At 72.0% G+C, this 13474-nt stretch carries 13 protein-coding genes; 3 read left to right on the top strand and 10 right to left on the bottom strand.

Features of this window, described 5'->3' with window-relative positions; all coding sequences use genetic code 11:
- Nucleotides 1-69 precede the first annotated feature (69 nt).
- The 6 genes from pdxS to pgsA all read right to left on the bottom strand — a co-directional run bounded on the left by pdxS (nucleotide 70) and on the right by pgsA (nucleotide 5577).
- Nucleotides 70-993, bottom strand: coding sequence for a pyridoxal 5'-phosphate synthase lyase subunit PdxS (gene pdxS / locus ABD333_RS41580; RefSeq protein WP_344548151.1), 924 nt, complete (start codon nucleotides 991-993; stop codon nucleotides 70-72).
- A gap of 131 nt (nucleotides 994-1124) precedes the next feature.
- The gene (locus ABD333_RS41575) at nucleotides 1125-2159 is read right to left on the bottom strand and encodes a DUF3048 domain-containing protein (protein ID WP_344548150.1); all 1035 of its coding nucleotides are present in this window, start codon (nucleotides 2157-2159) and stop codon (nucleotides 1125-1127) included.
- 136 nt (nucleotides 2160-2295) lie between these two features.
- Nucleotides 2296-2832 carry a LemA family protein gene (locus tag ABD333_RS41570; protein ID WP_344548149.1) on the bottom strand — a complete coding sequence of 179 codons (537 nt, stop codon included), beginning with the start codon at nucleotides 2830-2832 and terminating at the stop codon, nucleotides 2296-2298.
- A gap of 14 nt (nucleotides 2833-2846) precedes the next feature.
- The gene (locus ABD333_RS41565; protein ID WP_344548148.1) at nucleotides 2847-4010 is read right to left on the bottom strand and encodes a glycosyltransferase family 4 protein; all 1164 of its coding nucleotides are present in this window, start codon (nucleotides 4008-4010) and stop codon (nucleotides 2847-2849) included.
- Nucleotides 4007-4924: a phosphatidylinositol mannoside acyltransferase gene (locus ABD333_RS41560; protein ID WP_344548146.1), complete on the bottom strand. Its 918-nt coding sequence runs from the start codon at nucleotides 4922-4924 to the stop codon at nucleotides 4007-4009. The genes ABD333_RS41565 and ABD333_RS41560 overlap by 4 nt, the downstream gene beginning before the upstream one ends.
- The gene (gene pgsA / locus ABD333_RS41555) at nucleotides 4921-5577 is read right to left on the bottom strand and encodes a phosphatidylinositol phosphate synthase (RefSeq protein ID WP_344548145.1); all 657 of its coding nucleotides are present in this window, start codon (nucleotides 5575-5577) and stop codon (nucleotides 4921-4923) included. The genes ABD333_RS41560 and pgsA overlap by 4 nt, the downstream gene beginning before the upstream one ends.
- Nucleotides 5578-5953: 376 nt before the next feature.
- Between pgsA and ABD333_RS41550 the strand changes: the two genes are divergently transcribed.
- Nucleotides 5954-8119 carry an elongation factor G-like protein EF-G2 gene (locus ABD333_RS41550; protein ID WP_344548144.1) on the top strand — a complete coding sequence of 722 codons (2166 nt, stop codon included), beginning with the start codon at nucleotides 5954-5956 and terminating at the stop codon, nucleotides 8117-8119.
- A gap of 127 nt (nucleotides 8120-8246) precedes the next feature.
- Nucleotides 8247-9080: a polysaccharide deacetylase family protein gene (locus ABD333_RS41545; protein ID WP_344548143.1), complete on the top strand. Its 834-nt coding sequence runs from the start codon at nucleotides 8247-8249 to the stop codon at nucleotides 9078-9080.
- Here the strand turns inward: ABD333_RS41545 and ABD333_RS41540 are convergent.
- The 3 genes from ABD333_RS41540 to ABD333_RS41530 are packed head-to-tail and all read right to left on the bottom strand — an operon-like array spanning nucleotide 9022 to nucleotide 11936.
- The gene (locus ABD333_RS41540; protein WP_344548142.1) at nucleotides 9022-10173 is read right to left on the bottom strand and encodes a glycosyltransferase 87 family protein; all 1152 of its coding nucleotides are present in this window, start codon (nucleotides 10171-10173) and stop codon (nucleotides 9022-9024) included. The two genes, ABD333_RS41545 and ABD333_RS41540, sit on opposite strands and share 59 nt — an antisense overlap.
- Nucleotides 10161-11246, bottom strand: a complete 1086-nt coding sequence (locus tag ABD333_RS41535) for an RNA polymerase sigma factor (protein WP_344548141.1) — start codon at nucleotides 11244-11246, stop codon at nucleotides 10161-10163. Before ABD333_RS41535 ends, ABD333_RS41540 begins: the two co-directional genes overlap by 13 nt.
- 57 nt (nucleotides 11247-11303) lie before the next feature.
- The gene (locus ABD333_RS41530; RefSeq protein ID WP_410558164.1) at nucleotides 11304-11936 is read right to left on the bottom strand and encodes an HIT family protein; all 633 of its coding nucleotides are present in this window, start codon (nucleotides 11934-11936) and stop codon (nucleotides 11304-11306) included.
- A gap of 179 nt (nucleotides 11937-12115) precedes the next feature.
- On the opposite strand from ABD333_RS41530, the gene ABD333_RS41525 reads away from it, so the two are divergent.
- A complete protein-coding gene (locus ABD333_RS41525) occupies nucleotides 12116-12670 on the top strand; it encodes an Asp23/Gls24 family envelope stress response protein (RefSeq protein ID WP_344548140.1) in 555 nt (184 codons plus the stop codon).
- A 111-nt stretch (nucleotides 12671-12781) separates the two neighbouring features.
- Here the strand turns inward: ABD333_RS41525 and ABD333_RS41520 are convergent, their stop codons facing one another.
- Entirely contained in the window at nucleotides 12782-13402 is a 621-nt protein-coding gene (locus ABD333_RS41520) for a hypothetical protein (RefSeq protein ID WP_344548139.1), read from the bottom strand.
- Between the last annotated feature and the right edge of the window lie 72 nt (nucleotides 13403-13474).

Raw genomic sequence — 13474 nt, 5'->3', positions numbered from 1 at the left:
GCTGTGGAGGGGCCGCTGAAAGTAACCACCCGGTCACCGGGCCGGGTGGCTCCCCTCCGCCCGCCGGGCCTACCAGCCGCGGTGGGCGAACTTCTGATCCTCGCCGAGCGAGGCGACGTTGATGCCCACCATCGCGTCGCCCAGGCCGCGCGAGACCTTGGCGATCACGTCCGGGTCGTCGTGGAACGTGGTGGCCTTGACGATGGCCTCGGCGCGCTGCGCGGGATTGCCGGACTTGAAGATCCCCGAGCCGACGAACACGCCCTCGGCGCCCAGCTGCATCATCATCGCGGCGTCGGCGGGGGTGGCGATGCCGCCGGCGGTGAACATCACGACCGGCAGTCTGCCGTCGCGCGCCACCTCCTTGACCAGCTCGTACGGGGCCTGGAGCTCCTTGGCGGCCACGAACAGCTCGTCCTCGGGCAGCGACTGCAGCCGCCGGATCTCGCCGCGGATCTGGCGCATGTGGGTGGTGGCGTTGGAGACGTCGCCGGTGCCGGCCTCGCCCTTGGAACGGATCATCGCGGCGCCCTCGGTGATGCGGCGCAGGGCCTCGCCGAGGTTGGTGGCGCCGCAGACGAACGGCACCGTGAACGCCCACTTGTCGATGTGGTTGGCGTAGTCGGCCGGCGTCAGGACCTCGGACTCGTCGATGTAGTCGACGCCGAGGGCCTGCAGCACCTGGGCCTCGACGAAGTGGCCGATGCGGGCCTTGGCCATGACCGGGATCGACACGGCGCCGATGATGCCCTCGACCATGTCGGGGTCGCTCATCCGCGAGATGCCGCCCTCGGCGCGGATGTCGGCGGGCACGCGCTCCAGCGCCATGACGGCGACCGCCCCGGCGTCCTCAGCGATCTTGGCCTGCTCGGGCGTGACGACGTCCATGATCACGCCGCCCTTGAGCATCTCCGCCATGCCGCGCTTGACCCGGGCAGTCCCGGTCGCGGGCGCGGTGTTGTCGGGAGCGGGACTGGAAGTGGACACGGGCATTCCTCACATGAGCGTACGACGGGACAGCTTCCATGATATTGCCTGCTCTCACCCCGCCTCGACCCGGCAGAGTGTCAACGACCTGGCCCGGTGCCTTACGAACTGCCCGCCGGAGGCCCCGCAGCGGTTTCCTACGGGATGTAGGGCTTGCCGTCGTTGACGAGGGCGACCCAGACCTGCCCCGGCGCGAACGTCATCGGCTTGCCGTCGGTGGTGGTGAACGTGGTGCCTTTGTCCTCCGAGGGCCGCGACCACTTGGCGTCGTAGGCCTTGCCGTCGCGCAAGACGAGCGCCCGGCCGGTCCCGGTGGTCTTGATCAGCGGGGTGTACGCGCCGAGCACGTCGCGGAACTGCGACCGCCCGGTCTTGGCGTACTGGATGACGATGGTCCGGCCGCCGAGCCGGCCGCCCTCGCGGCCCACGTGGGGGCTGCCGTTGTACGAGGTCAGCCAGCGCTTCTCCTTGGCCGACCAGGTGAAGCCCATCCGGGTGGCCGGCCACCTGGCGGTGAAGGACTTCACGGGCCGGCCGCCCTCGGGCGCCGGGCCGAACCGGAAGCCGATGTCGCGCGGTCCGGTGGCCTTCGGTGCCTGCTTCAGCAGGTCCTTGGGGTCGGCATAGAGGTTGTACGGGATCGGCTTCGGCCCCCAGCGGACGTAGGAGCTGCCGCCGTTGTCCTGCGAGATGTCATAGACCGGGGACCGGCGGATGTACTTCTTCATCGCCCCCTGGACGCCGGAGAAGGCGAACGCCGGCTTGCCGAACTGCGGCAGGATGTGCAGGTCGGAGATGCGGGCGCTGCGGACCGGGCCCACCCTGCGGGGAAGCTTGGACGAGTAGACCGCCATCAGCCGCGTCTCGCCGCCCTCGACCTGCTCGATGTAGACGATGTCGGCCGCCGACACGCCGCTCTGGGGCATGGCGCTGCGGGTGTTCTCGATCTTGACGGCCAGCACCGGGTTCTTCAGCCCCGTCTTCCCGCCGTTGAAGGGGTGGGCGGCGGGCGGGGAGCTCGTGCTGGGCGTGGCGCCGGGGGGGCCGGGCGAGGCGGACTTCGCGGGCTTGTCCGAACCCGAGCAGCCCGCGAGCGAGCCGCCGAGCACGAGCGTCCCGAGCACCGCCGCCGTCCTGCCGCGAACGATCCCGTTCCATGCGATCTGCACCATCCACCCCTTCTCCGATGACCCGCAGAGGTTAGCGAATCTCATCAACGTCCAGACATACTCGGGCCCGTGGGGTGGCCGGTTCACCGGTGCCGGGCGCGTGCGGAGGCCGTTCGCCCCGGGCCTCACGGGCGGCCGGTCAGATTCTGGGCGGGTCGTCGTCGATCTCGAAGAACCCCGGCAGGGGCGCCCGGCCCGCCAGCGGCAGCACCCTGATGAGGATCTTGCGCCGGGCGTTGCGGGCCGCGGCGACCGCGTCGTTGTAGAACCGGCGGGCGTAGGCCACCTTGGCGGCGGCCGCCTCCAGCTCCCGCATGACGGCCTGCCCGTCGCCCTTGGCCTCCAGGGTGACCGCGAAGTCGGGCTGGTCGACCACCGCCCGCAGCGCCCTCGACAGATCGCTCTCGGCGAACTCGCGGTTGTCGGCGTCGGCGGTGCGCGCCTCGTGCGCGGCGGTGGCCAGGACCAGGCTGGTCGCCGGGTCCAGCAGATGCGAGGCGGCCAGCTCCAGGGAGACGGCCGCCCGGCGCACCAGCGCCGCGTCCAGCGCGGCGCGGGCGGTCTCCACGCGGACGTGCAGGCGGTCCAGCCGGGTGGCCCGCCAGGAGACGTACACGCCGATCAGGAAGACGACGGCGACCCAGAACAGGACGTCGACGAACCACTCGGGAAACATCAGCCCGCCACCCCTCAGGCCCCGACGCCGGACTCGACCACGCCGCCGCCGGAGAGCGCGACGGTCTCGTAGACCCGCAGCACGTCGCGCGCCACCGCCGACCAGTCGTAGGCGCGGACCGCCGCGCGCGCCTCGGCCGACAACTGCTTGCGCCGCGCCGGGTCGTCCAGCAGGTCGCCCGCCGCCGCGGCGAGGGCCGCGTGGTCGCCGACCGGGAACAGCGCCCCGGCCCGGCCGCCCAGCAGCACCCGGTCGAACGCCTCGATGTCGCTGGCCAGGATCGGGGCGCCCGCCGACATGGCCTCGGCCAGCACGATGCCGAAGCTCTCACCGCCCAGGTTGGGCGCCACGAAGACGTCCACGGAGTGATAGGCGCGGATCTTGTCCTCCTCGCTCACCATCCCCAGCATGACCACGCGGTCGCGCAGCTCCGGCGAGATCCTGGCGATCGCGTCGTCGGCGTCGCCGGGCCCCGCGATCAGCAGCCGCAGCCCGGGCCGTTCGCGGCCGAGGATCTCGAACGCGCGCAGCAGCACCTGCAGGCCCTTGCGCGGCTCGTCCATCCGCCCGAGGAAGCCGAGCGTGCCGCCGCCCGCCCGGCTCTGGTCGCCGTCGCCGCGCCCGGGCCAGCCGTCCAGCGGCTCGGCCATGGCGTACCGCTCGGTGGCCACGCCGTTGGGGATCAGGACCGCGTCGCCGCCGAGATGCTCCACGAGCGTCGTGCGGGCCGCCTCGGACACCGCGATCCGGCCGGTGATCTTCTCCAGCGCGCTCTGCAGGATCGGCGCGGTGACCGAGACCACCCGCGACTTCTCGTACGAGGCGTGGAAGGTCCCCACGATCGGGCCGTCGGCCGCCCAGCAGGCGAGGATGCCGAGCGACGGCGCGGCGGGCTCGTGCACGTGCAGCACGTCGAAGCCGCCCTCGTTGACCCAGCGGCGCACGCGCGCCGCCGACAGGAAGCCGAAGGCCAGCCGCGCCACCGAGCCGTTGTAGGGCACCGGGACCGCCCGGCCCGCCGCCACCGCGTAGGACGGCAGCCGCGCGTCGTCGTCGGCCGGCGTGATCACCGACACCTGGTGGCCGAAGCCGATCAGCGCCTCGGCCAGGTCGCGGATGTGCTGCTGGACGCCGCCGGGGACGTTCCAGGTGTAGGGACACACGATCCCGACCTTCACCGCCCGGCCCCCGCGGTGGTCGCGGTCAGGTCCGCCACCCACACCTTCTGCAGCATGTGCCAGTCCTCGGGGTGCGCTGCGATCCCCTCCTGGAAGGCGTCCGCGAGCTCCTGGGTCATGACCTGGATCCTCTCCTGTCTGCCGCCCTCGGCGGGGACGGGGATCTCGTCGTGGACCCGCGCCGCCCAGTAGTCGCCCTCGTACCACAGGGTCACCGGAAACAGCGCGGCTCCCGTCTGGATCGCCAGTGCCGCCGACACGGCGGGCATCCGGGCCGTCGAGCCGAAGAACTCGACGTCGATCCCGTTCTCGGTCAGGTCCCGGTCGACGACCAGGCACACCGGCCGGCCGCCGCGGAGCCGCTGGGCCAGCCTGCCGAACGCGGACGCGCCCTTGTGCGGCAGTACCTCCATACCCAGGCCCTCGCGGAATTCCACGAAGCGGTCGAAGAGGGACTCGGGCTTCAGCCGTTCGGCGACCGTGGTGAACGGATAGCCGTTGTGCACCAGCCAGGCCCCGGCGTGCTCGTAGTTGCCCATGTGCGGCAGCGCGAGGACGGCCCCGCGGCCGGAGTCGAGCGTGGCGAAGAGCTTCTCGTGGCCGGTGATGCGCATCCGGCCGAGAATGCGCGCCTTGTCGTATTCCGGTAGGCGGAACACCTCCAGCCAGTAACGGAAGTACGACCGCAGGACACGCTTGCTCAGAATCCGCACCTCGTCGTCCACGGCGTCCTTGCCGAGGACGCGGCAGAGGTTCCTCTCCAGTTGCCTCACGCCCGGGCCGTGCTGGTGCCACATGCGATCGGCGAGCGTCGCGAACGCCATGCGCGCGGCGCGCTCGGGCATCTTGCGGACGACCGTCCATCCCATGGCGTAGGCGGCGTCCATCACCTCGTCGCGCATGGGCACGTTCATGCGTGCGACCCTGCCGAGGACTCGTGGTCGTGCGCGGGGGGCTCCCGGCGTTGCTCGGCGGCCCGTGCCTGCTGGTGGACGGTGGCGAAGCGCTGGCCGACGGTGACCGTGCTCAGCACGGCCAGCACCCAGAGCGCCAGCGCCAGGACGTAGGGCACGCCCAGACCGTCGAGACCCGCGGCCACGAGCGCGACGATGAGCCGTTCGGCGCGTTCGGCGATCCCCACGTTGCAGGTGTAACCGAGACCCTCGGCGCGGGCCTTGGCGTAGGAGACCACGACGCCCGACACGAGGCAGTAGAGCGCGACCGCGGCCAGCAGCTCCCGGTCGTCGCGGTAGAGCCCGATCATCAGCCCCGAGAAGATCGCCGCGTCCGCGACCCGGTCCATCGTGGAGTCCAGGAACGCGCCGAACTTGGAGGTCTTGCCGGTCACCCGGGCGACCGCCCCGTCCAGCATGTCGAAGAGCACGAAGGCGGTGATCACCATCGTTCCCCAGAAGAACGCGCCGCGGGGGAAGAAGCCGAGCGCTCCGGCGCCCACCCCGATGGTCCCGATGACCGTGATGGCGTTGGGCGAGACCCCGGTCCGCGCGACCGCCTGTCCGATGGGGGTCAGGACGCGTCCCAGCGCGGGCCGCAGTTTGTTGAGCATCGCCGTCCGTTCTCGTGAGGTCGTGGTGTGTCCGCGGCCGCCACCGCGACGGGGCGGGGCACCGGGCGGCACAGCGCGCCCATCGTAGTGGGAGAGGTCGGCACAGGTGGCGCAGGCGGGATACCGGCCCGGTCCCGGTGGGACCGGGCGAAGGTGTTCGGCCTCACCCCTTGTGATCCTGGCCGTCCCGGGAAATGGTGTTGGGCACGGGTGTGACGCCGGTCACGCACGTCGGGCGTGCTCCGCCCGTCGGACGATCTCGTTCGGAAGGAGAGCCGCCAGGGGCGCCGCACTCGGACGGAGGGCCTCGGCCGGACGGGCCGGGCTCCAACTGCACGCGGGCCCGCACCCGTCGGGCCCGTCCGAGGAGGTAGTCATGGCGGACAGAGGAGGCCACCCGGGAGCCGCCGGCAGGGCACCGGAGGCCGGCCGGCCCGACAGGGTTCGCAACGTCGCGCTGGTCGGCCATTCGGGCGCGGGCAAGACCACGCTCGTCGAGGCCATGCTCGCCGCGACCGGTACGATCCAGCGGCGCGGGCGCGTCGAGGACGGCTCGACCGTCAGCGACTTCGACGAGGTCGAGGTGCGCCAGCAACGCTCGGTCAACCTGGCCCTCGCCCCCTTCATGTTCGGGGACGTCAAGGTCAATCTCATCGACACCCCCGGCTACGCCGACTTCGTGGGCGATCTGCGGGCCGGGCTGCGCGCCGCCGACGCGGCGCTGTTCGTCATCTCCGCGGTGGACGGCATCGACGGCCTCACCCGGCTGCTCTGGGAGGAGTGCGCCGCGGTCGGCATGCCGCGCGCGGTCGTCATCACCAAGGTCGACCAGCAGCGGGGCGACTTCGACGACGTCGTGCTGACCTGCCAGGACGTCTTCGGCGAAGGCGTGCTCCCCTGCTACTTCCCGGTCGGCGCGGGCGACGAGCTGAAAGGCCTGATCGGCCTGCTCACGCAGCGCTGCTTCGACTACTCCTCCGGGGAACGCGTCGAGTGCGACCCGGACCCCTCGTTCCTGGACCAGATCGAGGAGCAGCGCGGCGCGCTCATCGAGGGGATCATCCAGGAGAGCGAGGACGAGGGCCTCATGGACCGGTACCTGGCCGGTGAGGACATCGACGTCAAGGCGCTCATCGCGGACCTGGAGACCGCCGTCGCGCGCGGCTCGTTCTACCCGGTGCTGGCCACCTCCGTCCCGCACGGCGACCACCCGGGGCCGGTCATCGGCATCCGCGAGCTGCTGGAGGTCATCACCCAGGCCTTCCCGTCGCCGCTCGAACACCGCATCCCGCCCGTCACGGCCGTCACCGGCGGGCCGCCCAAGAACATCGAGTGCGACCCCGACGGGCCGCTCGTCGCCGAGGTCGTCAAGACGACGTCCGACCCCTACGTCGGCCGGATCTCGCTGGTCCGCGTGTTCTCCGGCACGTTGCGGCCCGACACCGTCGTGCACGTCTCCGGGCACGGCCTGGAGGACCGCGGCCACGAGGACCACGACGTGGACGAGCGGGTCGGGGCGCTGACCTCGCCGCTCGGCAAGGCGCAGCGGACGATCTCCGCGTGCCGGGCCGGCGACATCTGCGCGGTCGCCAAGCTCAGCCGGGCCGAATCCGGCGACACGCTCTCCGATCCCGGCACCCCGCTGCTGATGGCGCCCTGGTCCATGCCGGACCCGCTGCTCCCGGTGGCGATCCGGGCGCACTCCAAGGCCGACGAGGACAAGCTCGGCCAGGCGCTGGGCCGGCTCGTCGCCGAGGACCCGACGCTGCGGCTGGAGAACAACTCCGAGACCCGCCAGCTGGTGCTGTGGTGCATGGGCGAGGCCCACGCCGACGTGCTGATCGACCGGCTCCGCACCCGCTACGGCGTCGAGGTCGAACGGGTCGACCTGCGCGTCCCGCTGCGGGAGACCTTCGGCGGCCCGGCCCCGGGCCTCGGCCGGCACGTGAAGCAGAGCGGCGGCCACGGCCAGTACGGCATCTGCCACATCGACGTGGAGCCGCTGGCGTCCGGCGAGGGCTTCGAGTTCGTCGACAAGATCGTCGGCGGGGTGGTCCCGCGGCAGTTCATCCCGTCGGTCGAGAAGGGCCTCAGGCAGCAGATGGGCCGCGGGGTCACCACGGGTTACCCGCTGGTCGACATCAAGGTCACGCTGCGCGACGGCAAGGCCCACTCGGTGGACTCCTCCGACATGGCCTTCCAGGCCGCCGGCGCCCTCGCGCTCAAGGACGCCGCGACCAAGGTGCCCGTCCTGCTGCTGGAGCCGGTCGACGAGGTCGCCGTGCTGGTGTCGGACGACTATGTCGGGCCCGTCATGTCCGACCTCACCTCGCGCCGCGGCCGGGTGCTCGGCTCGGAGAGCGTGCCCGGCGGCCGGACGATGATCAAGGCGGAGGTGCCGCAGCTGGAGATCATCAGGTACGCGATCGACCTGCGCTCGATGTCGCAGGGCACCGGGAGCTTCAGCCGCACGTTCCTGCGGTACGAGCCGCTCCCGACCCATCTGGCCGACAAGGTCGCCGCGGAGTCCAGGGACGACTGAGCCGAGGCCGCACCCGCCGGTACCGGGATGATGATCCCGGTACCGGCGGCTCATCCCTGAGGCTGATCACGGTTCACCCGCCCGTCGGACGGAACATCTCCCGGCCTGTGCCATCCTTACGTTCGCTATGACGAACACGGGGGAACACGAGGAGCCCGCGCGGCCGGGACGCCGCGGGGTGATCAAGGGCTTCGGCCTCGCGGCGGGCGGCCTGGCGGCCGGTGCCGCCGGAGGCGCGGCCGTCGTGGCGGGCCTGCCGGAGGAGGCCCCGGCGTCGGCGATGGCGATCCCGAGCGCCGGCCCCTGGCGCCCGGCCCGCGGCCACGTCGACGTGACCTGGTCGGTGGACACCGCCCAGAAGCTGGTGGCGCTCACGTTCGACGACGGCCCGATGCCCAAGTGGACGCCGATGGTCCACGACGTCCTCGACTCCGAGAAGGTCAGGGCCACGTTCTTCATGGTGGGGGAGCGCCTGCTGGAGAACGCCCGGCTCGTGCACGGCCGGATGGGGCGGCACGAAGCGGGCAACCACACCTGGCAGCACAAGGACCTCTCGCTGCTGACCCACGATCAGGCCTACCGGCAGATCCACCGGGCGCACGCCGCGATCGCGCAGATCACCGGCAAGGAGGCGCGGCATCTGCGACCGCCGTTCGGGCAGCTCGGCGGGACCACGCTGAGCGCCGCCGGACAGCTCGGCTACGACCTGACGATCTGGTCGATCAAGATGCTGGAGAAGACCTACGAGAAGAACCCGCCGGGGCTGGTCGACTACATCGTGAACAACACCCGGCCCGGCATGATCGTGCTCGCCCACGACACCGGCAACCCCGACCGCCTCGTCGCGCTGAAGAACCTCGTGCCCATGATCAAGGGGCTGCGCGCCAAGGGCTTCGAGTTCGTCACGGTATCCGAGCTGATTCAAGCGGGCGCCCGTCCCGAGCCGCCCAAGCGCCCGTAGCCGCCCGGATCTCCATCGGGAGCCCGGCGCAGCACAGCGCGGCCGCGCACAGCAGGCGCGCCTCGGCGGCCAGCGGGAAGATCATCACGAGCAGCACGGCGACGCCGGCGGCGCGCCGCGCGCGGCCCGGCCCGGCGAGGAGCACGAGGCCCGCCAGCACCAGCCAGACCTGGTGATGGGTCCATGACACGGGTGAGACGACCAGCGTCGCGCAGCCGACCGTGACCACGGCCTCGGCCACCCGGCCGTCCGCGTACAGCCGCCTACCCCACAGGAGCGCCGCCCAGGCGAGCCCTCCGGCGTAGAGCAGCCACGCGGCCGACTTAACCGGTTCCAGGACCCCGAGCCTGAGCAGCGCGCCGTTCACCGACTGGTTCCCGCCGGCGGAAAGATCGCCGACACGCGAGGTGGTGAAGACCGCGTCCGTCCAGAATCGCGCCGAGTCCTCGGGCAGCGCGACGAACGCGAGGCCCGCCGCAACGACGAAGACCCCTGTCGCGCGCGTCGCGGCGCGCCGCTGTCCGGTGAGGACGAGGTACGGGAGGAACAGCAGCGGCGTCAGCTTGATCGCCGCCGCCAGGCCGATGAGCGCTCCGCGCCATCGAGGCCGGGTGAGCCCCAGCCCGTCGACCAGCACAAGGAGAACCAGGAGGACGCTGATCTGCCCGAAGCGCAGATTGCTCTGCAGCGGAGCGGACAGCACCAGCACCAGTGCGGCGGCCATGACGAGCACCCGGCGCCTCGTGAGAGCGGCGGCGATGAGGCCGGCGATGACGAGGGTGCAGAGCGTCCAGGCGACCCGCACGGCCGGCTCCGGTGCCCAGCCGAGGGGCTGAAGGACGATCAGCGCGAACGGCGGGTAGGTGAAGGGATCCCCGTTCTCGGCCGCGTAGTCGTACAGCGGCCGGCCGTTCCGGACGGTCTCGATCGCGCCGAGGTAGACGTGCAGGTCGGCCTGGCGGTCGGCCGGTGGTCGGGACAGGGCCGAGGCGGCCGGGCGCCAGGCGACGGCGGTGAACAGGCACACCAGGAGAACACCGGCCACCCGGCTCCACGAACGCGGCATGCTGACGAGGGCCCTCAGAGGGGCCACTCGTCGCCCCTGTCGTCGTCCCTGGAGTCGTAGAGCTCCTGGCCCTGCGCGTCGAACGCTCGCAGAGCGCTCTCGGAGCCGGCCTTCAGGGAGAGCCCGAACTCCTTGATGCCCGCCAGGTGGATGTCGAAGAGCGGGACGGGCAGGCGCTTTCCGCCGCCCTTGGGCTCCAGGACCAGGCGCGCGACGTTGCGGTCCACATAACCCTGGTAGAGGTACACGTCCGGGTCTTCGCGCCAGAGGCTGCCCTCGAAGTTGACCGGCATCTCGCCGTCCAAGGCCGGTGGCTCGCACACGGCGACCTCACCGCCGTTGGCCGCCGGCACTCCCGTCCACTCCGGGCAGGGCGCGGTCCGGATGGCCGCGCCGGCGGCGAGCGCGGGTGACAGGGGCCGCACCTTTCCGGTGTCCCCGCCGGGCGGCACCTGGCCGCGCAGCTCGCCCTCAGCGCGCAACTGGGTCCAGATCGGGTCGCCCGTGGCCCGGAAGGACATGAACCGCGCATCGAGGACACGGGGACCGACGGCGATCAGGACGGTGGCGGCGGCGATCATCGCGGCGGCGCCGATCGCCTGGAAGGGGCTCGGACGGCGCGGGTCCAGGAGTTCGCGGAGGCGCTTGCGCGTGCGGTGCAGGCGGACCGTGGCGGCCCCGGGCGAGACGCCCAGCGCGGTGGCGACCCGGCCGCGGTCCATGCCCTCCCAGCCGATCAGGCGGATCATCGTGCGGTCGTCGTCGCTGAGACCGCGCAGCGCGGTCAGGGCGGCCTCGCGGCGGTGGACCGAGTCGGCGTGGTCGGGCTCCACCGGGTGCGCGTGCGTGGAGTCGAAGGGCTCCGGCACCTCGCGGCGGCGGGCGTCCCGCCTGCCCTGGTTGGCGATCAGGTTGCGGGCCACCACGTACAGCCAGGGCAGCGCCGCGCCGTCCGGGACGTCGTCGATCCGGCGCCAGGCGATGGTGAACGTCTCGGCGGCGATGTCCGCGGCGTGCTCCGGGCCGGCCTGCCTGGCCGCGTAACGCAGCACCTCGTCGTGGTGCTCGCGGTAGAGCTGCTCGAACCGATCTTTTGTCACGTCCGTCCCTTCCGCGACTGAACCGTCATGCAGCTCATGTCGTCGGATGGGCGGATATTACAGACCGCTGTGAGGCCAGGCGTCGGCGAGCAACCGGCGGGTGTCGCGGAGCAGCTGCGGCAGCACCTTGGTGTGCCCGACCACGGGCATGAAGTTGGTGTCGCCGCCCCACCGCGGCACCACGTGCTGGTGCAGGTGGGCGGCGATCCCGGCGCCCGCCACCTGGCCGAGGTTCATGCCGACGTTGAAGCCCTGGGCGCCGCTGGCCTTGCGCAGCGCCGTGAGGGCCTGCTGGGTGAACCTCGCGAGATCGGCGCACTCGGCGCCCTCCAGCTCGGTGTAGTCGGCCACGTGCCGGAACGGCACGACCATGAGATGGCCCGAGTTGTACGGGTAGAGGTTGAGCACCGCGTAGACCGCGTCTCCCCGGGCCACGATGAGCCCTTCCTCGTCGGTCATCTTGGGGATCTCGCAGAACGGGCAGCCGTCCCCGGAGCCCGCTCCGGTCGGCTTGCCCTCGCCCTTGATGTAGGCCATCCGGTGCGGAGTCCAGAGCCGCTGGAAATTGTCGGGTAGGCCCGCGCCACCCCGTTCTTCCTCGATAGAGGGCTGGTGCGCGTTGTGGGCACCCGACTCGGGCGCGTCCTCGCGCGCCTCCTCCACCACGGGCTCCTCCGGCTCTACGCTCAAGGCGGCGCTCTCCTTTTGTTCACGGCCTGACCAGCAGCATAGAGAGAGAAGCCGGACGGCCTGAAGTCGGGATCCCCGGCGGCCTCCGCCGTGGCGCCCTCGACGTACCGGACTTTCCTGGCGGCCCGGGTGCCCGCTTGAGATCATGGACATATCAAGAGACCCGTGGGGGACAATCGATGACCGACCTCGACAAGGGCTATTCGGGGAACGGCGGGGACGGCCCGCGCCCCGAGGTCCGGTCCATGCCGTTCTTCCCGGGTCCGACGGGACAGGCCCAGGCCACCCCGCCGCCCACCGGCGCGCCGCCGGCCGCGCCGCCGCTGGTGCCCCCGCAGGTGGCGGGCGGGCGGCACTCCCAGCAGCGCGAGGCCGAGGGCCGCATCACCATCGACGACGAGGTCATCGAGAAGATCGCCACGCTGGCCGCCCTGGAGGTCACCGGGGTGGCCACGCTGGCGGGGCGGATCGAGCCCGGCGAGGACGGCCGGCTGGGTGCCGCGCCGGGCGACCGCGGCGTCCGGATCCACCCGCACGACAACGCGGTGTCCCTGGACCTGGCCGTGATCGTGGAGTACGGCAGCGTGATCATGGAGGTCGCCAAGGTCGTCCAGTCCAACGTCGCCCGGGTGGTCGCGCTGATGCTGGGGATGCGGGTCACCGCGGTCAACGTCTCGGTCGAGGACGTCCAGATGCCCGCCGAGAACCGCGCCCAGGGCCTCGCTCCGGCGTGATCCACGGGGAAAGGGATCGGGGTCGTTCCCCTCCCGCCCACAGGAACGACCCCGACGACTGGACACGCACTCTAGACAGACGACACGCCGATACCAAGCGGTTTCCGAGCGTCACCCACCGGGGCTGGCGTAGCAGCTCTGCATGGCCAGCCCGGTGAACGTGGTGATCTTGACTCGCTGCACGGCGGCGACCGGGATGCCGCCGAACTTGAAGGTGTGCAGCCGGCCGCCTTTGACGGTGGTCTGCTGGGTGGACGTGCGGCCGCCGCGCACGGTCACCTCGGCGCGGACGAACCCGTTGCCCGCGACCTTCACGTCGACCTCCAGGGCACCGCCGACCTGCCGGTAGAGCGCCGTGCCGACGGGGCACCAGGTGGTCGTGCCGGCACCGCCACCGGTGCCGGGCAACGGCGGGCCGCCGCCCTGCCCCGGATTCTGCTGGCCGGGGTTCTGCTGACCCGGATAGGGGCGGCCCGTGGACTGGTTGGGCTGGGGTTGCCCGGGATCTGTCTGCTGACCGGGAGCGAGGTTGCCAGGCGGAAGGCTCTGGCCGGACTGCGACGGCGCTCCCGTGGCCGGCCCGCCGGTCGCGGCGGAGCCGCTGCGCTCCTTGTCCCACAGCGGCATGAGCAGCACCACGACGGCGGCCACGGCGAGGGCCGCCGCACCGCCGTAGCCGAAGACCCGGCTCCAGGCCGAACGCGGCCTCCCGCGCGGCCTCGTGGACTTCACCTTCCCTCAGCCCCCACCCAGGCCCCCTTTCGGCGGGCCAGCGTTCGCGTGACCGGTTTCGTCCCGGTCGTG

The sequence above is a fragment of the Actinomadura fulvescens genome (assembly GCF_039533225.1).
Lineage (GTDB): Bacteria > Actinomycetota > Actinomycetes > Streptosporangiales > Streptosporangiaceae > Spirillospora > Spirillospora fulvescens.
Note: the sequence above shows the minus strand (reverse complement) of the source record. Positions and strands in the feature narration are given on the sequence as shown.

Bases quoted from the DNA above. Each gene is read 5' to 3' on its own strand.
- pdxS (WP_344548151.1), bottom strand. From the start codon at position 993: ATGCCCGTGTCCACTTCCAGTCCCGCTCCCGACAACACCGCGCCCGCG.
- ABD333_RS41575 (WP_344548150.1), bottom strand. From the start codon at position 2,159: ATGGTGCAGATCGCATGGAACGGGATCGTTCGCGGCAGGACGGCGGCG.
- ABD333_RS41570 (WP_344548149.1), bottom strand. From the start codon at position 2,832: ATGTTTCCCGAGTGGTTCGTCGACGTCCTGTTCTGGGTCGCCGTCGTC.
- ABD333_RS41560 (WP_344548146.1), bottom strand. From the start codon at position 4,924: ATGAACGTGCCCATGCGCGACGAGGTGATGGACGCCGCCTACGCCATG.
- pgsA (WP_344548145.1), bottom strand. From the start codon at position 5,577: ATGCTCAACAAACTGCGGCCCGCGCTGGGACGCGTCCTGACCCCCATC.
- ABD333_RS41550 (WP_344548144.1), top strand. From the start codon at position 5,954: ATGGCGGACAGAGGAGGCCACCCGGGAGCCGCCGGCAGGGCACCGGAG.
- ABD333_RS41545 (WP_344548143.1), top strand. From the start codon at position 8,247: ATGACGAACACGGGGGAACACGAGGAGCCCGCGCGGCCGGGACGCCGC.
- ABD333_RS41525 (WP_344548140.1), top strand. From the start codon at position 12,116: ATGACCGACCTCGACAAGGGCTATTCGGGGAACGGCGGGGACGGCCCG.